The sequence below is a fragment of the Rhizobium sp. P38BS-XIX genome (assembly GCF_012641435.1).
Taxonomy (GTDB): Bacteria; Pseudomonadota; Alphaproteobacteria; order Rhizobiales; family Rhizobiaceae; genus Rhizobium.
In genome coordinates this window covers 500,809-522,956 of sequence record NZ_JABAIJ010000002.1, presented here as the reverse complement: position 1 = coordinate 522,956, position 22,148 = coordinate 500,809, and the positions used below count along the sequence as shown (strand labels likewise).

Below are 22,148 nucleotides of genomic sequence, written 5' to 3'. Positions count from 1 at the left end.
TACGAGCGAATGACAGCGGATCCATCTAAAGATTTTTTGTCCGTTTACGAATGCAGTTCCGCCAAGACAACCAATACGATAGATCAACCCTCGCAGCGTCCTGTTGCGCACTTGAACAGCATACCTTTCGTCAGCAATTCGATCTGCCACACCACGGGCATCGGATCTCATTCACATGTTTTCCTGTGAGTATGACAGGATCTCGGCCAATCCTTCGATCGTGAATGGCTTTGGCAGATGAAGTGCGTTGTCTATACCCGAGGCCGACCCGGCGCTATCGTCACCACTTGCAAACACGATGCGCACGGAAGGCCAGCGCTCCCGGACCTGTCGGGCCAGATCGGTCCCCGACATGCCGGGCAGGCCAACATCGGTAAGCAGGACATCAACGTCATGGGTTTCGAGCAACGCAAGCGCATCTTCCGCTGAGCCGGCTTCGTAAGCCGTATGGCCGAGCTCGCTGACCATATCGACCGTCGACATCAGGATCAGTGGCTCGTCTTCCACCACGAGTACTCTCGCACTTTCCCTTCGACCGACCTTCTGTGTGAAAGGAGGCACTTGCTCCTGCCGTTCCAATCGCTCCACGGCAATCTGATGCTGGCGCGCGTTGCTCAGGACGTGCCGAATTTTCCGGGCAAGTGTTTCGCGGGTATAGGGCTTGGAGAGCAGTTCCACTCCGGCATCCAACCTGCCCCCGTGCACGATTGAGTTTTCGGTGTAGCCCGACGTGTAGAGCACAGCCATGTTAGGAAGAAGCGCCTTTGCTTTTCTTGCAAGCTCCGTACTGCGCATGGGGCCGGGCATTACGACGTCAGTGAACAAAAGATCGATCGGCATGCCGCTATTGACGATAGCAAAGGCGGACTGGGCATCATGGGCTTTGAGAACGCGGTACCCGAGATCGGTCAAAAGTGCGACCGAGGTATCCCGCACTCCGTCGTCGTCTTCGACTACGAGAACGGTCTCTGTGCCACCCTTGACCGGGATAGCTTTCAGGTTCGCCAGCCCGTCCTCGATTTGCATGGTGCGCGGCATATAGAGTTTCATCGTCGTGCCATGGCCGACCTCGGTATATATCTTGAGGTGTCCGCCGGACTGCTTCAGGAATCCGTAGACCATCGAAAGCCCAAGACCAGTTCCCTTACCTTCGGACTTCGTGCTGAAGAACGGTTCGAGCACGTGATCGATAATATCGGCCGGTATCCCTGATCCTGTGTCCGTCACGGCGACCAAGACGTATTGACCAGGACGAACGTCCTCATGCATGCCGGCGTAGTCATCATCGAGCACGGCGTTCGCTGTCTCGATCGTCAGCCGTCCGCAGCCGTCCATCGCATCGCGTGCGTTGATCGCGAGGTTCAGGATTGCATTTTCCAGCTGGCCGGGATCGATCAGGGTGTTCCACAACCCGCCGGAGACCACGGTTTCAAGCTCGATCTCGTCGCCCAAGGCGCGCCGAAGCATGTCGTCCATATTCTGGATAAGCTTGCGGCAATTAACGACCTTGGGTTCTAGCGGCTGGCGGCGCCCAAAAGCCAGAAGTTGCGAGGCCAGTTTCGCGCCTCGGGCAACGCCAGCCAAAGCGTTCCCCAGGCGTTGCTCCGCCCTCGTATTGCCGTCGATGTCTCTGGACAGGAGTTGCAGATTGCCGCTCACGACCTGCAGGAGATTGTTGAAGTCGTGTGCGACCCCGCCGGTGAGATTGCCGAGCGCCTCCATTTTTTGCGCCTGCCGTAGAGCCATCTGAGCGGTTTCGCGCTCGACGGTTTCCTTCTCCAACCGCAGGAGTGCCGATCGCAGTTCATGGGTGCGCTGCTCGACGCGTTGTTCAAGCGTATGATTGAGGCTCTGGAGCTGATCTTCCGCCCGCTTCTGATGGGTGACGTCGAACCCGTCAACGAAAATGCCTGTCACATTGCCAACTGCGTCGGATATCGGCTGGTAGATCAAGTTGATGAACCGCTCATCGGTTTCTTTACCGCCCTCGCGCTTAAGGAACACTTGGAGGTTGCGTCCAATATAAGGCTTGCCTGTTTGGAAAACGCTATCGAGCAAGTCGAAGAAACCCTGTCCTTCAACCTCGGGCAAAGCATCCCTGACGCTCAGACCCAGGAGCTGACGGTTCCCGACCAGTTGCAGGTAGGCGTCATTGACGAGCTCGAAGACATGATCCGGCCCTCTCAGGATACACATGAAGCTCGGCGCCTGCTGGAACAGATCTCGCATCCGATCACGCTCGGCGGTACGAAGTTCGATTTCCGAGGAAAGTTGGCGATTGAGCTGTTCAAGAGCGACCGCGGCTTGCTCTCGCAGTTGGGCGGCTTCCGCCAAAGCCGCGGCCCGACGGCGTTCCGTTTCGAATGCTTCTGCGCTTGCCAGCCGCGAGGCGATCTGCCCGGCGATCAGCTTGAGGAAGTCGAGATACTCGTCGTCGACCGCACGGTGGGGATTTAGTCCACTGATCAATATTCCTTTCGGCTTACCTCCGCCCTGTCCAATCAGCGGGACGACCGCCGCCTGTTTCGGTGACTTCGGCCACGGTCCCGAAGGAATGTCACCAATGCCCATTAACTCAATCAGCTCGACGGCTTGCTCCGTCCACGCGCGCTCCACCTTCCAGAAACCAGCGCCGCTGACGATTTCCAAGGGCATCAGTGGATGGTCATCTGGCGCGCCGCATACCCACTCCCGTTTCGCGGTGCCATTTTCGTCGAAAAGATAGAGGGCACTGAACGGCAGGTCCTGAAGGTTGTCCTTTAAAGCACCGTAAGAGGCGCTGATGACGTCAAGTCGCGTATCGACAGCCGCAAGTTCCGAGGCTAGCGCACGCATCGTGGAAATGCGCCTCTCACCGATGACGCGCTCGGTCTCCTCGGCCACGGCGCAGAATACGCCCTCTACCTTACCGGTGTCACCGATTAGCGGGCTGTAGGAGAAAGTATGATAGGTCTCCTCGGGATAGCCGTTGCGCTCAAGTAGAAGAAGAAGCGCCCGGTCCCAAGTCGCTTGGCCGTTTTCATAGACCGTAGCAAGCCGACCTTTTACGTCATCCCAGATCTCGGCGTACAGGACTTTGGTCGGCACGGCGAGGGCGTTAGGATGCTTGTTTCCCAGTGTCGGCCGATAGGCGTCGTTATAGAAAAACGCGATGTCGGGACCCCAACCGAGCCACATTTCGAACTTTGACGTCAGCAGCAAGCGCAGCGCCACTTTCAGAGCCTCTGGCCAAGTGTCAGGTGTGCCGAGCGAACTATTCGGCCAATCATGCTGGCGCATCATATGCGCCATTTCACTGTCACCGACGAATACATCCAGATACTGATCAGAAACTTTTAGCGGCATGGCATATCCAGGCAATGGTTGCGGAGCTGAGTTAGGCCATTGATAACGCTTGTCGAGCCCGCTAGTTCTAAATTCGGGCTAGTTTTTGCTTTTGGTGAAAGAGAATTAGGTGTGAGCCAAGCGGTTTCGTAGTCTGAATAGAGCGTCGACGAACTCCACGGGCTATCAACTCGGCGGGTGTCGCGTTGTGCACCTGCCGACCAGGACCGGTTGAGGGCGGCGTTCGTTGCAACACGTGGCGCCGACCGTCCCTTCGAAATCGATTTCCGCATTATGACGAGCACGTCTGATGTTCGATGGATTTCGCGCGGGAGCAGGGATCACGAAGGCGACGCCGCAACCAAGTGACGGGTCGTAAACAAGCGAAGGATGGACATAAGCTGCAAATCGCCATTAGCCGACGCTTGCAGCGGGACGGTGGAGACGTCGCTATTCGGGGGCGAGTCTTTTCGATCGGGGTGTTGGTTTGGTGGTGGAACGCCTAGAACTGCCGCCTTCGCACCGCCTGAAACCAGTCTGTCCAGTTCGATCAACGCCTGTCGGCACCAAAAACATTTAGGAGCCGGCCTTTTGCTCGTCCTCGACACGGCAACAGGAACTCTTGATCCAAAATACCGATGGCAGGGGGAATAGACCTCAACGTCATCCCCGATTTAGGAAAATGAACGGGGCATTGGAATTGACAGAAAGAACTGGCATATGACGGCGGAGAGCGTATCGCCATAATCTGACCATCGTCGAGGCGGCCAAGTTACATGGCTATCACCCGGAAACTTAGCTGACAGGGTTTTGGGACAGACAAAAGACTGCCCGGTTCGAAAGCTATGATGCCGGCAACCACCGCTCTGCAAAAGGCAGTCTGATGGCTCGTTCGACGCACATCTATGCGATCGACGACGTCGCCACCATGATCGGCGAGGACCTTGAGCTCCTCCACGAAATTGCCGCCAACACCAACGTTATCGAAATGGCCCATGTCCATAACAGCACTGAAGACGGCACCACCGGTTTACCCGGCGTGGCATTGAAATGCCTGCAGGAGTTGCCCGCCGAGATCAGGTCGTGGGACGGAGGTGCCCGCGGGTCCGCGAGTTCCTGACGGATGAAAACTACGATCCAGAAATGATCGAACGCGTCATGGCTGACGGGGCAAAGATATCTGTCTGAGCTGAAAATCCGTTCACTGGCCGCTTATGATGGATTTCATATGGCGATAAATCAAAGCGTTGATTTCGAAAAGCGTGAAAATGCCGCGAGAAATAAGCATGGTACCTAGGACAGAACATCCCCTTTTCTTTATCCATCTCCAAGTGGGACGAAAGCGGGGGTATGAAAAGTCTTTGTAAAGGCCGCGACAAGACCATTCGAGCGACAAAAGCGCGCCAAAAGCCCGACAGGCGTTAAAGGGACTCAATTGTGGAACTGAATGTCGCTAAGGGTTACAAGCAATCTTTCGGCATCTTCCGATGCGAGGCGGTAGAATATCATTTGATGTTCGCGCCGGGTTTTGACGATGCCTTGATCTCTAAGACGAGAAAGGTGTTGTGAAATAACTGATTGATTTAGCCGGCAGACCTCGCAAAGCTGCCCTACGCTGAGTTCATGCGCACGGATGGCATTCAAGATTAAGAGGCGTGTAGGATGCGACAACGCGTTCATTAGCCCGGCATGCATTTCGGCGCGTGCCATGCCTCCATTCGGACCTGAATACATCTGCGACCTCCCGATGCCAGACAAAATATATTTAGATTTAGTGACGGACCTAGACAGAAGTTTACGGCCGTAGGCGAATTTTCGCAAGGCGACCGACTTTCAAATCATCCTCTTTTCAGACCTTAAGCTATCCTAAAATAAGATCGTGCGCACGACGTTGGCGCAAATGCCAATCGATGCGGTTTGGGCAGCGGGCGCGTACGTTCATCAAAGACAACGATGAGTTCTACATGGAAAATTCCGCCTACCGCTACTAAGCCCGCTTGCGTGTCGTTGCAAACGCCTAAGCCGAGACCTTCAACGTGCAGATGCGAGCTGAACGGCCGATCGGATGTACGTTTAGGAGCGATCGCTGTCTAAACGAAGGTTCAAGACATACGCTAGAACCCAGAAGCGTCTTTAGCTTTGCTGAAATCGCAGTCCGTCGATTGGCTGCGCTAACCTACCCTAGAAGAGTGGTCGATCACCTCGGATCGATTCTTCGATATTAGCGACGACCAATTGGAATGTGTCTGGCTCGAGCACAGCTAGTTTTAAATTGTAAGACCATTCCGGATTATCGATTGCCCAGCGCTCGAATTCGTTCGGCGCGATTCCGCGCTGACGGTGCAGAAAACGGACAACTTTTTGTGGCACCTTGTCAATGACGAAAGGAGCGTTGGCAGGGATCAAATCTCGAAAGGCAACAACTGCTTTCGAAAAATCGCGTAACTTTTCCTCGTGAAGGAATTCTGTCATAAGCGAGAGCAACGCTCCGGAAGGAGTGTCATATTGCGCCGAGCCGAATTCGGCAATCGCTCTGGCAATCCGTTTATTTTCCGCCGCGTTCATCAGTGTAACTCCGAAAATACGACGAGGCTTTTGAAAGCGCCCGCAGGCTAACGATTTCGTACAGGTGAAGGTTTCCGCGACCGCCTTCTCCTCCTAAAGGCAATCCAGATCTTCTCAAGTACATTCCTGATCGGGCGTAAATTTTGGAGCGGCGACCGACGGTAGTTGCGACAAATTGGCCATTATTAAAATGCCTAACTTGTCAGCCTGTTATCCGATGGCCCCTTTCAACACGACTCCCGATACGAATGATTTTAAAAGGGTACGATCAAATTGCCCCGTGGAACTAATCATCCATTCAACCGCTCGTTGTTGAGACCAGGCAGGCTTATAAGATCTAATGGTTGTTAACGCGTCATAAACATCACAGATCGCCGCGATACGCGCGACGAAAGGTATCGCTTCTCCCGAAAGACCATGGGGGTAACCGGTTCCGTCGATTCTTTCGTGATGATACCGGCAGATATCGAGCACGTCGTGTGTCACATTGTCGGTTTTACTCAAGAGCTTGTAACCAACCTCTGCGTGACACTTGATGATCGTATATTCCTCGTCGGAGAGCGTGCCGGACTTGTTCAAAATCTCGTTTGGAATCTTCACTTTGCCAATATCATGGACAAGGCCGCCAACGCCTAGATCCCGCACGCAGTCCTTGTCCAGGCCGAGACTGCGGCCGAAAGTCATCATCAACATGCTCACTGACAGCGAATGAAGAAAAGTCGCCTCATCGCGCTTTTTCAGGCGTGCAAGGCTCACCAATGCCGCTGCATTCGCGAAACTTGACGTCATCAACTCAGAAACGGCACGCGTGGCGTAACTCAGGTCAACGGTACTGTTTCGGGCTGTTGCGAGCAGTTCGCTTATCATTGGGGCAGCGACGGCGATCGTTGCCTTCGCGTCAGAGATTTCGTGCGCGGAAAAGCGTGTCCGGATGTCCTGATCGAAACGCTCAAGATTCGACAGCTCGGTCACGTCGCAATTTCCAGCGTCAATTCCTCTTGACGTATCAATAAGCGCACTGATTGCGCACGCAGCAATCAATTTCTCAAGGTCGCGCCGATTTCGGATCAGAAAAGGCACAAACTGACCCTGCGGACGCCGGAGATCAATCTCCGTGACATACATCCCAATACGCAATTGACCAACACGGATCCGTTTAAGCATTGAGGTCTCCCAACAAGGCTGCGTCCCGTATTTTGGCAGCTTGCGTATTAAGGGACACTTACTCTCTGATACAACGGGCGTAATTATACCGGTTCTATCGAAAGATACGCGGTAGGTCATCAGATTACCATCCCCAGACGGCTGGTCGTCGCCTAGTTCGCGAAAGGCCAAAAGTGCAACCTGGCGCGAGGGTGGCATAAAAGCGATTGGATCAGAACGGACGATGAGAGGGAGCATTGTATGCTCCTTGCCACCACTTCGGTCCTCAAGCTCTTCTCACCGGATGCTTGCGTCTGGGGACGTTCGCAATCCGTTGTCAGTGTTCGCGAGCCTATCGCAGAAGTCGTCGAGCAATCTGCTTTGCATGGTCGCTTGGTAGCGATTGAAGGCCGGATGAAGGATTGCTGGCATCCGGCTTCGAGCGACCACTCTCGAATGGAGTCGAGGCCGTCTACCAGGCCAACCCGAGCCGCAATCAATTCGATTCTCCGCGGGCATTAAATTTGCGGGAATGTTCTTATATGCCGAATCTTGGCGGTACCTCCAGTTGTGCCTTGAGTGTGCCGATAACGCATTCTTCGAAAGCGCCAGGCGTCGGCCGCATTCTGGCAAGATCATCAGGCTCCCATGATCGCGCAACTTTGCCTCTGGCGAGGAAAACCGCCCGATTGCAAAGACGGGGTACCGTCTCAAGGTCGTGCGTGGAGATGAGGACCGCATGTCTTCCGCTTGCGGCGAGCTCCATCATCAGCGACTTCATCTCCCAAGCGGCGAGTGGATCCAGGCCGTTTAGGCATTCGTCGAAGATCAGCAATGGCGGAGAGCCAAGCAGCGCTGCGGCGATCGAGATCTTGGCGCGCGTACCCAATGAATATTCACCGATCGGCCGATCCAGCCACGCTGACATGCCCAGCCTCGCTGGCAGGTTGCTGTCTGGCCAATCCGCCGCCGGGCAGGAGCGAAGCGAGGCTACGAGTTCGAGATACTGCTGGCCGGAAAGCGATTGCGGCAGGTCCGCGACGTCCACGGCCAGGCCAAAGCGCGCCTTCGCTCGTTCCGGCGTTCGGGCGAGATCGATACCATCAACGACGATCTCCCCAGCGCTTGGGCGCAGTTGCCCAGTGATTGCCTTGATCAGCGTCGATTTACCTGATCCGTTGGCGCCTAGAAGGCCAACGATATCGCCGCGCTGCATCAGCAGGTCGACGCCGACGATGACGAGGTGGCCGCCATAACCTACATTCAGGTTGGATAGGCGCAAAACTTCCTGCGCTGCGGTGAACTCGCGGTCAACATCAACCATGATAGAACCTTCTGCGCGTCCTGTGGAGCAACCAGACGACAAGAGCGACAAAGCCCAGGACCACCGTCCTTCCGTATTCTGACGACTCGTAGGCCGCGTAGATGATCGCTGCGACGAAGCTGAAAGCGGCAATCAACGGCGTGCTCATGAAATAAGCGGCGAAAACCGCATAGGCGCCGTTCAGCATTAAGAGCCACAAGCCGCTCGCCGCCACCACCGACAACGAGGACGGCTCTGCTGCGAGCGCCGCGCCGGCAGGCAGCGCAAAGAAGGCCGCCGACAATTGTAGCGGAAGCCATAGGAGCCGCAGCCATGCCCGCACAAAGCCGATCGGCGCAGTACGCAGCACCGGTGACCCCAGAGGATGATAGCGCAGCGCGAACATAAACGTCGCAAGGCCGCCAGCCAGCCCCACGATCGCACCCGGCGCGGCCTGATGATGGATGAGTCCGCCGACAACCGCGATCAGAACAGCAAGGCCGATCATTAGGCCGGCTGCGGCTATGCGCCGTGATGGCCTCACAATACCAGCGCGCAGGTTCCATGCCCAGGCGCCGGACCAGGTCGGGCGGGCTCGGTCGAAACACGCGAGAGTTAGCCGCGTTCGGTGGAGGCCGGATTCATGATCGGTAGTCGTCGCCTCACCGGCCGGCTGACGGTTGAAGACGCGCATCTGTGCGGTAATGGCTGGCGCAAATCCGGCGGCAAAAAGGGCAGCGGCAACAAAGGCCCACGCGAAGGCGTAGGGTTCGGCGAGGGGTACGCAGCCCATGCCTGCAACGCAGGCGACGATCGCTCCAAACCACACCCCCGTTTTGGCCGCTGCTAATACTGCCATTCGCCGCCGCTCTCGGTTGGAGATGGGGAGGGCCTTCATGAAGGGTGCATAAGCCCGCGACAAAGCCAGGCGGGTGGTGCCGTAACCAGTGAAGACCCCCAGGAGCAATGCCGCGGCCGAAAGCCCGGCGAGCCAAAGCGATGGCGAACTCCGCAGCAATGGTGCGGCGGCATGCAGGGCTACGACGGCATCAGCTATAGCATAAGCCATAACCGCGCTGCCGCCGAGGATAAGCCACGCGAGATCGCTGCGGCGCAACGATCGGAGCGAACCCAGCACTTCCTTTCGCAGCAAGTTCAGGACGAGCCCGTCGTGTTTCATTGATCACTCTCCCTGGCCGGACGTCTTTACGATGGCCCTGCCTCATCGGAATTCAATGGCGGATTGTGTTCCTGTCATGTCAAGTGGGAGCTCACGATGCGGATTTATTCTTGCTGTGTGTGGTTTGGCAGTTAACCGTGAGATTGCGGCCGTTGGAGACCGGTAATATCTCTGGGGCGGAAAACGGGTTGTTTAGGCCCAAGTAGTCCGTTGTCGTCGCTTTGTTCGGAGAGAAAGCGATGGCCGTGCAACGGACGATCACGATCGAGGCAAGAACGATTTTGGCGACATCTGGCGGAGGGGCGCATCGACAAGAGCTGGGTGCGGCTGTTGACGGCGACCGGGGTTGTCAATTGAAGCCGGCAAGAAGATCGTGGCGGTGCTCCAGAGCGCAGCCGTGAACCATGAGGCGGAGAGCTACACTCTCTTTCGTCGGGTTCGCACGGAATGCCACACGTTCCGGACCGTCAAGGATTACACGACGCGCCGGATCAGAACAGTCTTCGGCGTGGTAAAGGTGCGCAATCCCCGCTGGATGCTGTGCGGTGATTGCCATCCAGGCATGGTGGCTGCTTTCGTGCCACTGAAGGAAATCTGCCCGGATCGAGCGACGCCCGAGTTGATGGAACTAACCGCGCGGCTGGGAAGCATGATGCCGTAGCGGCAGGCGGCGAGAGTGCTTGCTCAATTCCTACCGCTTGAGCCGACCGAGACGCATGCAGCTTTGCGCAAGCGCTCCATCAGGATGTGTGAACCGCTAGACGAGGAGCGCACAGGAGAAGAGCGGCGCTCAAGGGCTTAGTTGAAGGTATTGCGCCAACTTGAGATGCAGCGTCCCGGCAATCGGCGCAGAGAGTTCGTCGCCAGCATCGATACAGCTCATGTGCGGAGCGCCGATCCCAATTCAGCGCGAAACTTCGAGCTTGTTGCGGCCAGATATGGTCGCGGCGTTCGGGACGAACCACGTGGCGGCTATTTCGCGACCAGTCGCACAGGCCCAGACCGCAAGTCGAGATCGAATACTCCATGCGCTTCAGCAAGAAGGGTGTTGCGGTCTTGGCGACGTCACCGTGATTTCGGATGGGACGGAAATCCTGAAGCGGGTACCCCGCGCCATGCCGAGGCACACCACCCAAATCATCGACTGGCAAAAACTGTTCGGATCACGATAGGCAGGAACGCGGGCGGTCTTGATCTGATAAGCGGTCGATCGCCCCCCGTCGGCCGTTTCCGCTTTGAAGATGTGTGACAGGATCGGAACGGCAGCCTTGAACGCTGGCGATTCCTGCTCGGTCAGTTCGCCGACGGCTTGTGCCATGCCGTACGTCTTCAGTTGCCGTAGCATGTTGACGATCGCACAGCTTGCTGGATTATGACGCATCGCGGGCCTCTGTCTTTCCAGGGCATCGTATCGTTCGACAGCGGCCTTCGACTCGTTGGTAAGCGTCAGGGCTTTCCGCGCATCGATGGTCGGCGGCGAGAAGAATTTGCCGTCGACGAGACAGTGCAGCAGGTTCAGCACATGCGTCTTGCTTGGAACGCCGGACTTCAGCGCCATGTCGACCGCCGACAGGACTGCCTGTTCGTCGTGCTGAAGGACGAGCGCCAAGATATAGACCATTTCCCGGTCTCCGCCCGAATGCTTGAGCAGGTATTGCTGCAAGGCCCCGAATCATCAGGGAGTTCGACGAATGGTGCGCTGTTGCGAGGCGCAACTGGCTTACGCTGCACGACCGCCAGATAATGCCGCCAGTCGTAGATCGTCTTTCCTGTCCGGCCTGTCCTGGGAGCGATCAATGAAGCGACGATGCTCGCAAATGATCTATCCTTCTGCGACGACCACAACAAGGTCCGGATAAACGCGAAGGCTCACCAGCTGACTGGCGAAAGACGCCAGGATCAGTTGTTAGTGCCAATCAATACTTGATGGTTAGTTGATGGTTTTGAGCATCATACTCTCCCTCTCGAAATCACAAAGGGTTCCGCCGATTATGTTGCTCCAGAGTGTCAACTTCGGAATTTAATGAGCTTACCATCAATGATTCCAAGGCGCGCCGCGTGTTTATGTCCGCATTTCTCGCGTGTCGGAGTGTCGTGAGCTGCCGACCGCATATACGACGATGCGGCCGGCGGCTCGGTCTAGGCGACCTTTTCCCACTCTTCGGTAGCACTCGAAGCGAAGATGCCCTCGAGATTAAGAAGGCAGATCATGTCCTTTCCTCGCGCAAAAATTCCCTCGGCGTAACCTTTGTCTGAAACTCCAGCTGCAACCGGGACAGCTTGGAGGTCAGATATCGAGATGGTAAGGATATCGGAGACGCGATCGACCATCAGGCCAATAGTTGCGCCGCCAACAACTGTCACGACAATCGCGCTACGCTCAGTCGTCTGGGCCGGCGGCATTCCCAGCTTGACGGCCAGGTCGACAATCGGGATGACAGATCCGCGCAAGTTCATCACTCCCATGACCTCGGGCGGAGAGTGCGGCAACGGGGTGACGGGTGCCCATCCGCGAATTTCGCGGATGGAAATGGTACGTACACAGAACTGCTGTTCATGTAGCATGAACGCAATAATTTCCAGATGTTGGTCGCCGGCTGCAAGGGAGGTCGCCATCAAAACTCCTCCCACTCGCTGTTTTGTGTACTGATAGCGACATTGCCGGAGAAGGCGGAAGCAATTCTCCTTCCAAGCGCCTTGACCGGAGAACTGGTCGGCTTGTCCTTAGCGTTGGAAATACGAGCGGGCGTTATCCGTTGGGAAGCTCCCTCTCCGAGTTTGAACTGACCCAGTAATTGGTTCAGCGAGACTACTTCCCTCGCCAGGCTGTGACTTGCAGCCGTCGTCTGTTCGACCATTGCTGCGTTTTTCTGTGTGTCCTGGTCCATTTGATTAACCGCCGTGTTAATCTGCTGAAGCCCTGACGACTGCTCCTGCGCCGACTCTACGATTGCTGACACGTGGCGATTGATTTGCTGTACCTCAGCGACGATCGTCTCGAGGGCCTTACCAGTATCGCCGACGAGTTGCACACCTTGCTGGACCTGAGAATTGGAGGTGGTGATCAGCGCCTTGATCTCTTTGGCCGCATGTGCAGAACGCTGAGCAAGCTCGCGAACCTCTTGGGCAACGACCGCAAATCCCTTGCCGGCGTCGCCTGCTCGTGCGGCTTCAACACCCGCGTTCAACGCTAGAAGATTCGTCTGGAACGCAATTTCGTCGATCACACCAATGATGTTGGAGATCTCCCCCGAGGATGTCTCGATTTGCTCCATTGCCGCCACGGCACGGCGTACAACCTCGCCTGACCGCTCTGCTCCTGCCTTGGTGCGCGATACGAGCTGTCCGGCGTCTTGGGCTCGTTGCGTGGAGTTTTTAACGGTTGTGGTGATCTCCTCAAGCGCGGCTGCAGTTTCTTCTACGGCCGCTGCCTGCTGCTCGGTACGCTTGGCGAGGTCGTCGGCGGCGGATTTGATTTCGTTGGCGCCCGCATCGATGCCGCGAGCGTTTTCGGCAACATTGTTCAACGCCGCCTGTAGCTTATCTGCGGAATTATTGAAGTCACTTCGAACGCCGTCAAGCGACGCCGTGAACGGCTGGTGTATGCGGTAGGAGACATCCCCGTCCGAGAGGTTCGATAGAGCCGTAGCGAGATTCTCAACGGCAAACTGCACATCAGCGGCTTCTTTTGCTTTTTGCTGTTCTCGCTCGATACGCTCCCGCTCGGTCATCGAGTGGTTCGCTTCGGTTTCCTGCTCGAGCCGGACGCGCTCGATGGCGTTTTCACGGAAAACCTCGACGGCCGCAGCCATCTCACCGACTTCATCCTTTCGGCCGATATGCGGTATTTCGCCAGCGTGGTCTCCACCGGCAAGCCTACGCATCGAAGCATTGATGCTGTTGATCGGCTTGATTACGATGATGAAGACGAGGCAGAGAGAAAGCAGTGAAACGGCAATGATAACGGCACTGGCTAGATAATTACTTAAAGCGGTTGTTCGCGCTGCGGCATCGGAGATTGCATTGCGGCTCTTAAGGAGCGCGCTCTCCTCTCCGGCCATCTGGGCGACCTTGGCACGGATCGCATCCATGAACTTCTTTCCAGCCGCCTTGGCTTCAGCTGTGCGAGCCTGCTCACGAGTGGCAGGGTCGCGCATCATCTGAAGCTCTGTCGAGAGAACATCAGTCTGCCAGCTCTTCACGGACGCGGCGATTTCTGCGAGCCTCGATTGCTGAACCGGATTGTCACGCGTTAATTCCTTAACGTCATCAAACGCTTTTTGGAATGATTCCTCGCCCGCCTTCTGCGGCGCGAGAAACAGTTCATCTCCCGAGATCAGGTACCCGCGCAGCCCCGTTTCCTGATCGACCATCGCTGCGGTCAACTGATCGAGCCGTAGCAGAACTTTATAGGTGTGTTCTGTTAGTTCTACCGAGTCGCTCTCTTGTCCGAGGCCACGAACATTGATGATGCAGGCGGCCAACGTAAGGATAATGATAATCGAAAACGCGATTGATATCTTCGTGAGAATTTTCAAATTGTTGAACGCTGACATAGCGAGCTCCTAGTACAACGAGGGACGATGCAAAGGAACCGCCAACATCGCGACCTCTGAAGTGAGTCAGCCATATGTGTATGAACGCGCCTCGCGTCCTTCAGGCGCGCAGCATGCTACCTAACTCTTATTTCAGTTGAGTGCAAAACGCGGTGCGCCGAAATTGAGAGCGTCTGACTGACAGGATATCTCTACCGTCATGGGAAAGTCCCTGTAACCCGAATAATCGGGTAACTTCGTTTATTTTTTGATAATCGAAGGTTCGATGCTGTAGTGGGAAGTATCATACAAGCATTGGTTTCATGCGCTCAACCAATTATGTCGAGAAATATTAAATTAGATCTTCTTGATATTCAAATTTTTTTCTTAGGCAATCAGCCTTCGTCTTATCGCTTCGGCGATAGCTTGCGTTCTATTCGATGCATTCAATTTCTTAGCGGCAGCGATCAGATAGCTATTAACGGTGTCCACCTGGTAACCTGAGGACTTGGCTATGCCAGTAGTCGTGAGACCGCGACTTGCATGCATTAAACAAGCAATCTCTCCTTTTGATAACCGCAAGTTCTTCGCAGCGAAGCGCTCCATCAATGGGCGGGTGACGACCTGATGGAGGGCTTCTGAAAATATCCCGAAAAAATTTAGCTCGTTGGCGGTGAATGGAACAGCTCGCGTAAAGCCTACCGCACCGTAAATCACACTCCCGCGAGAAATAGGGAAGGTAGTGCGGTTCTTGACCCCGAATTTTGCCTGGAGATGGACAAGCTCTTCAGGTGGTGTCGACCGTGCGTAGACGTCTTGCTCGATGACAACGGACTTCGACGCCTTTGCAGCAACAAGAAAAGGGTCTGTTTTTTGCAGTTGGCCGGCTTCGTAGGCCTCTAGATAATCTGGCGGTAAATCGGTATCGATTGAGAAACCTTGCCCAAGGCGATAGTGGTCGACATCAAGGCCAGAGATGTAGATAAAATCGAATGGTACAGCGCGGCGCAGGCGTTCAACGATGTCGTTATTGCCGAAGTGACGCATCCTTGGGACCGACCTCAGGTCGAGATAGTCGTCTAGCGCGTTTGGGTCGAGAACGGAGAGCGTGCTGACAGGCATCGTAAATCCGAATCATGAAATGATTTGAGAGTTTCCCAAAGATGTCGATCGAAGCTGGTGTGGGGATAACGGCACGAAGGAGAAAATGGCGGATCTGTCGCAACCGATTGAGATCCCGCACATGTCAAGGGAGTATTTATTTTGCGCTCAGCAGACGGGTTTAATCAAGTTCGCAAATTAGATTTTCAGCGCCCGGCAATGATACCGCCGTGTAAGCGGTGTTTCGTCGCACATTGAACGAGTTCGATTTGGCATATCGAGAAATGCCGCGCGGAATTGATGGCAAGAATTCACCAGAGGTAGGCATTGCAATGATCTTGGCGCGATCCACGGCCGAGGCGCAGTGTTCTTGACCTCGGAAGCTTCTCTACGCGAGATCATTCTTTCAGCCGCCAGTATATACTCGTTGCCTCAAGGACAGAGCGGCTTCAGGGCTTCCGCGAGCGCCATCCCAGAGGCCGTTAGCGAATACTCGACCTTTGGGGGCGTCTTGAAGTCGAGCCGCGCAAGTCTATGTCACAGGACGCAGCAAGAACGTTCCAGACAGGGCTGTCACGGAAATCGGTGCAAAATGTCATAGGTGTCCAATCGGATCCAAGGAACAATGCCGATCTGGAATGCCCGTATGAGCGGGTAGCATCTGAACAAGGTCATCTCGACGTTGTTGTTGCCAATGCCTGTGGCCGTGCGATGCCGTCCTTTCGGACAGATCACGGAAGAACAAGTCGACGACACCTTCGATCGCAACGTCGAGGCGGTAATCTTCAAAGTCAGAAGGCTCTTCCCCTGACGATGACGGGATCGTGCGTCATCCTCATCGGTTGCACCTCGGGCATCGAGGGCCGACGAGGTCGCCGTCCGGAACGTGGCTCGATCCTGGGTACTGGATCTCAAAGACACGCGGATTCGCGTGAACATTTTTTCTCCGGGAGTCACCCGCACTCTTGGCTTGCTTGCTATGGCAGGCGAGAATAAAGCTCAAGAGCAGGGTGTTATTGACCTGATCGTTTCTCAAATCCCTCTGGGTCTTACAGGTGCACCGCATGATATTGCCAAGGCCGCGCTGGTTCCGCGCCTCGACTCAAGTTCTCCAACGGCGCAGAACTCTTCGCAGACGGTGGCCACGCTCAGGTTTGACGTGAGCCTTTGGGTGCGGTTGTTGGGCCGCTCTCAACTTGCTTAGGCGTCTGCGATGTCCGCTTCGGGCCGACAGCGGCTTCGCCGTTTGTTCGTCCCGAATAATTCCACGCTAAAAGCTCATCGATCCGATTCTGCTTGTGTCCTTGAAGATGACAGTGAGCGTGGTTCAAACACTCGGTGGTCGCGATGGGTATCAGCACAGTGGATACAATCTCCAATATGCTCATCGATACCTACTTCATGGGAGTAACCGGCCTTCTTCCGTATGCCGGTGCAAAAACGCGCGATCTGGAAGAGGCGGCGCTTAAGCGGCTGATATGCCTGCAATCGAGCGAAGTCTTCACAATGGTGACAGGAGATAAGCTAGGCGCGGCTTCGGCCTATAGTATTGTTCCACTTTCCGATGTCATCGGTGATAATTGATAAGGGGTACTTATCGATGGTTATAAGCTCACCCTACAATCATACCATGTGAGGAACCGAAATATTCAAATAGCGTTCCTATAAGAAATCATTTACCATGATTTCAATGGGTTACGATCTCGCGAAAATCAGCATGACAGCCTTGATGCGACCGGCTTTCGACGCCGGTTTCGCTCTGACCCGTCTCGACGAGCGCATCGCCCGTTCGCCGGTCGGGCAGGGGTGGATCGAACGCAGCCATTTTGCCGATGCCTGTGCCTCGCTGTGGATCGACGGCGAACTCGTTCACCTCGAAGACCTCGTCCTCCACGACTCCACCAGCGACATCCGCACCCCGACCCACGAGCTCACCATCGCCCGCGACGTGCTGCGCACCCGCCGACGTATCGCCGCGCAGTCGCCGGATTGGGCTCTGTCCGCGGAGGGTATGCGATCTTTGCGACAAACATCGGACATCACTCCAGTCGGCGTAGGGGAAGGGGTAACGGTCGGCGTCAACCGACCCGCGGCCCCGATGGATGCGGAAGGGGAGAGAGAGGATGGTGATGACGCCAAAGATCTGCCCGGTGTCGACTATGCCGCGATCGATGCGCTGCTTGCCCGATCGGAGGCGGCGATCGAACAGGCTAAGCGGCCCGGGCGCGCTGATATCGGCGAACGAGACCCTCTCGTCTATGATCTCGATTGGGATGAGGACACGCGGCTCGACGAGTGGCGCGCTGTGCTGCGCCAAGCCGAACATCTGCCAGTGATGTTGCAGGCGATCGTCGCCCTCGACGCCTGGAACGAGCTGTCCGTTCTTCAGCACGCACCCTGGCTTGGCCGGCTCTTTGCAGCCTCGATTTTGCGCCAGGCTGGCATCACCGCCGGCGCCCATCTCGCTGCCATCAATCTCGGCCTGAAAACCATTCCCGTCGATCGGCGCCGGCATCGAGACCGGGAGACGCGGCTGCTCGCCATTGCCCACGGTTTGCTGGCTGCCGCCGAGATCGGCATCAAAGAACATGACCGGCTGACACTCGCGCGTACGCTGATGGAACGAAAGCTGGAAGGGCGCCGGACATCGTCAAAGCTCCCGGAGCTGGTCGAGCTGGTGATGGCAAAACCACTCGTGTCGGCGGGCATGATCGCTAAAACGCTTGACGTCACGCCGCAGGCGGCGCGGCGGATCGTTTTGGAACTTGGCTTGCGCGAGATGACGGGGAGGGGGAGGTTTCGGGCATGGGGAATGATATGATTTGAAGATACGAAGGGGAGGCGCGTATGGCTGTCTATTTTTTGACTGAACTCGATAACAGCTTGGCGGGTCGGCTGTATGTGAAGATTGGAAGGTCGAAAGCCCTGAAGCGACGGATTGCAGATCTGCAAACTGGCAATCGCCGCACGTTCGCATTGATGGGAGAAATCCGAACTTCTTCGATAAAGGAGGATAAACGGATCGAGAAAGACCTGCATGGTCGATTTTCCGATAAATCTGATGAGCGCGAATGGTTCTTTCTAAGCGCTGAAGACGTGATCGAGGGTCTTAAGCGACATTCCACGCACGCCTATATTTCGGTCGGACAAGACGCTTTCGAGATTGTGTCATATGACCGGGACGCCGTACCGGAATATGCTAGTCCTTGGTTGTGGGGCGACGTCGATCTCTACGACTTTTGCCCAAACTGCGGATGGGCAGGTGGATGGACTCATAGCGAAAATTTTGGCGGTGAAATATGCCTGGAATGCGGGGCTTCAGAGCGCGACTACGATAACCCGGATCCCGAATGAACGTTTGGCCCCTCAGTGAGTGAAAGCTATGAAACGAGTGAAGAGAGACCCAGAGAAATTCGACGCCATTGCCCTTTTTACCGCGCTCGGCCGTGACCGCGGATACAAGCTCAATGTCGACGGTGACATGGAGAGCTTCCTGGACACTGTGAAAGGCTCTCTTCAGGCGTCGCAAACGAACCCACTCCTGCTTCATGGAAAGCGGGCCGAGGCTCTCTTCGCTCACGTTGCCGGCGCGCTGGGCCGCTGTCAGTTCATCAAACAGGAAGACGCCGGTGATATGTTCGTGGCTGCAGGTAATCTGATCGCACCTGACTACAAGATCGTGCTCAATGATGGGTCAGCACTATTTGTTGAGGTGAAGAACTTCTACATTAAGTCGTTCGACAAGGAGTTCACGCTGCCTGCGAAAACGATGGCCGGGCTTGAGCAATATGCGGAGCTTAACGGTCTTCCACTTAAAATCGCGATCTATTTTTCCAATGCGAACTCCTGGGCATTGCTCCCCAAGAGTGCGTTCAAAAGGATTGGCAAGCATTTTACAGTGTCTTTTGCTCGGGCAATGGCCCTCAATGAGATGGCTATTCTCGGAGATCGCACCATTGCGACGCTTCCGAGACTGTCTATTGAATTTCGGACGACACCAGACCTCGCGATGGAGCCGAACGATAAATCCGAGGTGCTTTTCACGATCAAGTCGATAAGGTTCGAGTGTGGGGACACCGAGATCGTAGGAGATGATGCTCGGGAGATCGCGTTTTATTTGATGCGATACGGCCGATGGTCGTGTGGTGAGCCGAAGGCTTTATTCGAGGGTAGAAAGGTAATCGCTCTGCAGTTCGTATTCGAACCCGAGGAGGTGCATGAGGATCAGGGGTTCGAGACGATCGGCGGACTGAGCCAAATGGTCAGCAGCGCGTATCGAGAACTGACAGTGGAGGACACAGGGGTCGTCGCCCTCGATATCCGGCACGACCCGGAAATATTCACACTCCGGATTCCCGAGGGCTTCAAGAACGAGACCCTGCCGCTCTGGCAATTCATTCTTCAGCCGAATCCCAAGTTCGGCGAAGAAGAGCTCGTTGAGTCAATTGACATGTGACTCGGTAAAATGGGCGATTGTGTAACCGTCGGCGCGGAACTTAATATTCTCTGATCGATGGTATACCATCCGATGCTCATAACCGAGGGAAGCTATGTCGACTGACGTGCATACCCAGCGTGGCAAATGGTCCGAGCCGCATGTACCACATAGGGGTTGGAGCTGCGTTGGCGTTGATGACCTGGAGGAGCCCTCCCAGGTCTGCGAAATGTGCGAGAGCGTTGATATTCGCTACGTTCACTACATGGAGCACCCAGACTATCCGGAAACATTGGCAGTAGGATGCGTATGCGCAGAACATATGGAGGAAGACTACGCGCGGCCGCGAGCTCGAGAAAAGGATCTGAGACGGCTCGCTGCGCGAAGGAAAACCTGGCGTGGAAGGAAGTGGCGGATTTCCCATGCCGGAAATTCCTACCTCAATTCCGAAGGTTTCAATTTGACGGTTTATCGCGGATCGGAAGGATACCGCATAGCCGTTTCGAGGCGTGGAACAGCGCAGCGGCAGGCCGGACGTAAATGGTATCCCTCTGAAGAAGAGGCGAAAGCAGCCGCCCTAGGTGCGCTGATTTGGGCGAAAACCCATCTATAACTATATGCTGCCGCGTGAAGAGAGATCTGGTCCACCGTCTACCCGAGGTCGATGACGTTCCAGCCTGCATCAACTAGGCTTTGACGTTGGGCCGGAGTGATGCGGTCCCTGCCCATTGCAAGAGCAAGGACATGCCGTGGTCGGCTTGCGGCGACATAGGCCTTCTTCATGAAGGACGCTCGAATCGAGACATGTGTTGTTTGATGGGCGGGATCGAAAACCGGCGCCGGCAGTGCATGGTCCATGATGTGCGGAATCATCTCCTTCAAGTCGAATAGTGTGCGGTATTTTGTTTCGAGAAGCAGGGTTGCATCATGTGTCTCCCCCTTCACGCTATGAATGGTTGCCAGTTCGATTTTAACATCAGCTTCCGAAATATAGGTATTTATGGGGACGTCGATCTCAGCCTCTACGGGCGCCGCCGCAGGTCCGTATGCTAGAAAGCTATTCAATCCGGCATTCTGGCCAGGAAGCTCGAGAAGCGCACGGAGCGCTTCAACCCGAGCATTCCATTGCTCCTCTGAGGGGTCGTCTCCAACAACCCATTCGGCGATCATCTGACGTAGCGTGCCATAGACCTGCTTTGATCGGAGATGGTCGGCTAGTCCCGAACGTGATGGTGGTTTCTCGACCCCAACCCGACTTATGAAGCGGATTCCTGCCAGCCGGAAGGCGCTCACGATCGCGTCCAGAATAAGTGAAAGGCCTTGGCCGCCGGCGCGAAGCGAGATGGCTTGCCCTACAGCTTGGCAAAGCGTGTCAGGCTTTGGATTTTGAGGCTGAAGGTTACGCTGAAAGTCAGGCCAATAGCTTTTGATGTTAAGGGGGGCGGCAGCATCCCCGCTGTTCTCGGCAACCCCACCAACCGCCTTGACGACGAGGCGCCGCGACGCCGGAAGCGTTTGCACAATTCCAGCAAAGCAGTCGAGAACCTGCGCCCGCGTGTCATTGCTAAAAAGAATTATCGCATTGCTCGGATCTCCAGGCGCCGGTTCGCGGCTGGTGGTGAGCACAAGCTTTCGGCTGCTTAGCCCGCCGAGCTGCACTGCAATAGCCGGGCAGTACCTATGGCTTTCCACAATCGGCTGCATATCGGCGCTGTTGTAAGAGATGTTGGGTAGTTCACCGCCAACTCCGTCGAAGATCGATTGATCAGGGTCTCCAAACCTCTGATAATGTACGTCTGCGTGGTCGAATATTGCACTGACTAGCTCGTCTTGAAACCCCTGCACATCCTGCATTTCGTCAATCAGGACAACGGGAAAACGGTACCGGAGGGCGTCTACGAGTTGGGGATTGTGAAACAAGGATTCCTGCGCGTAGGCATACATCTCCGAATAAAAGAAAGAACCTTCAGCCTGAAGTCGCGCCTTTATCGCCAGAAGGTTGGTATAAGATGCGGATTGTGAGGGCATCTGAAATGCCGGCGTTTTGAGGATGAGGCTATTATGTTCCCATCGGTATCGAAGCTCCGAAATCGAGGCGTGCCTGTTGGCCAAATAGGTTTTTGTGCCGGGCAGCGCCATTTGTTCAAGTCGGTCCACACAATGATCATCATCAATCTGGGTGACGGTCATGCCTTTGGAGCGGAGCGCTGGCAGCGCGATGTAGGTGTTGACGAATTCCTGTATTGTGCCAATGAAATGCGGATAGCTTCGAAGCGCAAACCCGGACGGATGGCCAGACAGGCATTTTAGGATCTCGTCTCTGGCGATATTGGTGTGGGTCAAAACACAAATGCCACGTCTTGGAGCGGTCCACTTTCTGATGAAGCACAAGAGCTTGAGGCCAACCAAAGTCGTCTTGCCGCTTCCAGGACAGGCCTGGACATCATGGTTCCCGCAAAGCGCTTGCCGACGAGAGGGGTCGAGGACGAGAGGGGATGCTCGGTTCTGATTTAGAACGAGAAGCAATTCATCGATATCGTTGTCGACTAGTTCAATCATCTC

Annotated in this window: 17 protein-coding genes and 2 pseudogenes; 7 read left to right on the top strand and 12 right to left on the bottom strand. The window is 55.5% G+C overall.

The window, feature by feature from the left end; translation table 11 throughout:
* Positions 1-171 precede the first annotated feature (171 nt).
* Positions 172-3,291 (bottom strand): response regulator, encoded by a 3,120-nt coding sequence (locus HGP17_RS11610; RefSeq protein ID WP_168809155.1) that lies wholly within the window; start codon positions 3,289-3,291, stop codon positions 172-174.
* A gap of 916 nt (positions 3,292-4,207) precedes the next feature.
* Between HGP17_RS11610 and HGP17_RS11605 the strand changes: the two genes are divergently transcribed.
* Positions 4,208-4,444: a hypothetical protein gene (locus tag HGP17_RS11605; RefSeq protein WP_246704028.1), complete on the top strand. Its 237-nt coding sequence runs from the start codon at positions 4,208-4,210 to the stop codon at positions 4,442-4,444.
* A 311-nt stretch (positions 4,445-4,755) separates the two neighbouring features.
* Here HGP17_RS11605 and HGP17_RS11600 read toward each other — a convergent pair whose 3' ends face one another.
* The 5 genes from HGP17_RS11600 to HGP17_RS11580 all read right to left on the bottom strand — a co-directional run bounded on the left by HGP17_RS11600 (position 4,756) and on the right by HGP17_RS11580 (position 9,515).
* Complete coding sequence (locus tag HGP17_RS11600; protein ID WP_168808956.1) at positions 4,756-5,058, bottom strand: metalloregulator ArsR/SmtB family transcription factor; 303 nt, start codon at positions 5,056-5,058, stop codon at positions 4,756-4,758.
* A gap of 447 nt (positions 5,059-5,505) precedes the next feature.
* On the bottom strand, positions 5,506-5,889 hold the full coding sequence (locus HGP17_RS11595; protein ID WP_168808954.1) for a hypothetical protein: 384 nt from the start codon (positions 5,887-5,889) through the stop codon (positions 5,506-5,508).
* A gap of 210 nt (positions 5,890-6,099) precedes the next feature.
* Complete coding sequence (locus HGP17_RS11590) at positions 6,100-7,053, bottom strand: HD-GYP domain-containing protein (RefSeq protein WP_168808953.1); 954 nt, start codon at positions 7,051-7,053, stop codon at positions 6,100-6,102.
* A gap of 517 nt (positions 7,054-7,570) precedes the next feature.
* Positions 7,571-8,356, bottom strand: a complete 786-nt coding sequence (locus HGP17_RS11585) for an ABC transporter ATP-binding protein (RefSeq protein WP_168808952.1) — start codon at positions 8,354-8,356, stop codon at positions 7,571-7,573.
* Complete coding sequence (locus tag HGP17_RS11580) at positions 8,349-9,515, bottom strand: hypothetical protein (protein WP_168808951.1); 1,167 nt, start codon at positions 9,513-9,515, stop codon at positions 8,349-8,351. Before HGP17_RS11580 ends, HGP17_RS11585 begins: the two co-directional genes overlap by 8 nt.
* A gap of 346 nt (positions 9,516-9,861) precedes the next feature.
* Between HGP17_RS11580 and HGP17_RS11575 the strand changes: the two genes are divergently transcribed.
* On the top strand, positions 9,862-10,176 hold the full coding sequence (locus HGP17_RS11575) for a hypothetical protein (RefSeq protein WP_168808950.1): 315 nt from the start codon (positions 9,862-9,864) through the stop codon (positions 10,174-10,176).
* Between the two features lie 501 nt (positions 10,177-10,677).
* Here the strand turns inward: HGP17_RS11575 and HGP17_RS33440 are convergent.
* From HGP17_RS33440 to HGP17_RS11555, 5 genes and pseudogenes are all read right to left on the bottom strand, one after another.
* A pseudogene (locus tag HGP17_RS33440) lies at positions 10,678-10,896 on the bottom strand (ATP-binding protein); the annotation flags it as partial.
* Positions 10,897-10,914: 18 nt separating this feature from the next.
* Positions 10,915-11,415, bottom strand: a pseudogene (locus HGP17_RS33620) (IS21 family transposase); the annotation flags it as partial.
* A gap of 239 nt (positions 11,416-11,654) precedes the next feature.
* On the bottom strand, positions 11,655-12,131 hold the full coding sequence (locus HGP17_RS11565) for a chemotaxis protein CheW (protein ID WP_168808949.1): 477 nt from the start codon (positions 12,129-12,131) through the stop codon (positions 11,655-11,657).
* Positions 12,131-14,071, bottom strand: a complete 1,941-nt coding sequence (locus HGP17_RS11560) for a methyl-accepting chemotaxis protein (protein ID WP_168808947.1) — start codon at positions 14,069-14,071, stop codon at positions 12,131-12,133. Before HGP17_RS11560 ends, HGP17_RS11565 begins: the two co-directional genes overlap by 1 nt.
* 366 nt (positions 14,072-14,437) lie before the next feature.
* On the bottom strand, positions 14,438-15,172 hold the full coding sequence (locus HGP17_RS11555) for an autoinducer binding domain-containing protein (protein ID WP_168808946.1): 735 nt from the start codon (positions 15,170-15,172) through the stop codon (positions 14,438-14,440).
* 910 nt (positions 15,173-16,082) lie between these two features.
* On the opposite strand from HGP17_RS11555, the gene HGP17_RS33615 reads away from it, so the two are divergent.
* The 5 genes from HGP17_RS33615 (at position 16,083) to HGP17_RS11530 (ending at position 19,607) form a co-directional block, all read left to right on the top strand.
* Positions 16,083-16,355 (top strand): hypothetical protein, encoded by a 273-nt coding sequence (locus HGP17_RS33615; protein ID WP_348648918.1) that lies wholly within the window; start codon positions 16,083-16,085, stop codon positions 16,353-16,355.
* A gap of 134 nt (positions 16,356-16,489) precedes the next feature.
* Positions 16,490-16,735, top strand: a complete 246-nt coding sequence (locus tag HGP17_RS11545; protein ID WP_348648917.1) for a hypothetical protein — start codon at positions 16,490-16,492, stop codon at positions 16,733-16,735.
* 97 nt (positions 16,736-16,832) lie between these two features.
* Entirely contained in the window at positions 16,833-17,972 is a 1,140-nt protein-coding gene (locus HGP17_RS11540) for an RHE_PE00001 family protein (RefSeq protein ID WP_168808942.1), read from the top strand.
* Positions 17,973-17,998: 26 nt separating this feature from the next.
* Entirely contained in the window at positions 17,999-18,505 is a 507-nt protein-coding gene (locus HGP17_RS11535) for a GIY-YIG nuclease family protein (protein WP_168808939.1), read from the top strand.
* A 28-nt stretch (positions 18,506-18,533) separates the two neighbouring features.
* Positions 18,534-19,607, top strand: a complete 1,074-nt coding sequence (locus HGP17_RS11530) for a hypothetical protein (RefSeq protein ID WP_168808938.1) — start codon at positions 18,534-18,536, stop codon at positions 19,605-19,607.
* Positions 19,608-20,237: 630 nt separating this feature from the next.
* On the opposite strand, the gene HGP17_RS11520 is transcribed toward HGP17_RS11530, so the two are convergent.
* Positions 20,238-22,145, bottom strand: coding sequence for a UvrD-helicase domain-containing protein (locus tag HGP17_RS11520; protein WP_168808934.1), 1,908 nt, complete (start codon positions 22,143-22,145; stop codon positions 20,238-20,240).
* Positions 22,146-22,148 lie beyond the last annotated feature (3 nt).

Coding starts and splice junctions, on each gene's coding strand:
- HGP17_RS11555 (WP_168808946.1), bottom strand. CDS start 15,172: ATGCCTGTCAGCACGCTCTCCGTTCTCGACCCAAACGCGCTAGACGAC.
- HGP17_RS11540 (WP_168808942.1), top strand. CDS start 16,833: ATGATTTCAATGGGTTACGATCTCGCGAAAATCAGCATGACAGCCTTG.
- HGP17_RS11520 (WP_168808934.1), bottom strand. CDS start 22,145: ATGATTGAACTAGTCGACAACGATATCGATGAATTGCTTCTCGTTCTA.
- HGP17_RS11535 (WP_168808939.1), top strand. CDS start 17,999: ATGGCTGTCTATTTTTTGACTGAACTCGATAACAGCTTGGCGGGTCGG.
- HGP17_RS11610 (WP_168809155.1), bottom strand. CDS start 3,291: ATGGCGCATATGATGCGCCAGCATGATTGGCCGAATAGTTCGCTCGGC.
- HGP17_RS11560 (WP_168808947.1), bottom strand. CDS start 14,071: ATGTCAGCGTTCAACAATTTGAAAATTCTCACGAAGATATCAATCGCG.
- HGP17_RS11580 (WP_168808951.1), bottom strand. CDS start 9,515: ATGAAACACGACGGGCTCGTCCTGAACTTGCTGCGAAAGGAAGTGCTG.
- HGP17_RS11590 (WP_168808953.1), bottom strand. CDS start 7,053: ATGCTTAAACGGATCCGTGTTGGTCAATTGCGTATTGGGATGTATGTC.
- HGP17_RS11530 (WP_168808938.1), top strand. CDS start 18,534: ATGAAACGAGTGAAGAGAGACCCAGAGAAATTCGACGCCATTGCCCTT.
- HGP17_RS11585 (WP_168808952.1), bottom strand. CDS start 8,356: ATGGTTGATGTTGACCGCGAGTTCACCGCAGCGCAGGAAGTTTTGCGC.
- HGP17_RS11600 (WP_168808956.1), bottom strand. CDS start 5,058: ATGTATTCAGGTCCGAATGGAGGCATGGCACGCGCCGAAATGCATGCC.
- HGP17_RS11595 (WP_168808954.1), bottom strand. CDS start 5,889: ATGAACGCGGCGGAAAATAAACGGATTGCCAGAGCGATTGCCGAATTC.
- HGP17_RS11565 (WP_168808949.1), bottom strand. CDS start 12,131: ATGGCGACCTCCCTTGCAGCCGGCGACCAACATCTGGAAATTATTGCG.
- HGP17_RS11605 (WP_246704028.1), top strand. CDS start 4,208: ATGGCTCGTTCGACGCACATCTATGCGATCGACGACGTCGCCACCATG.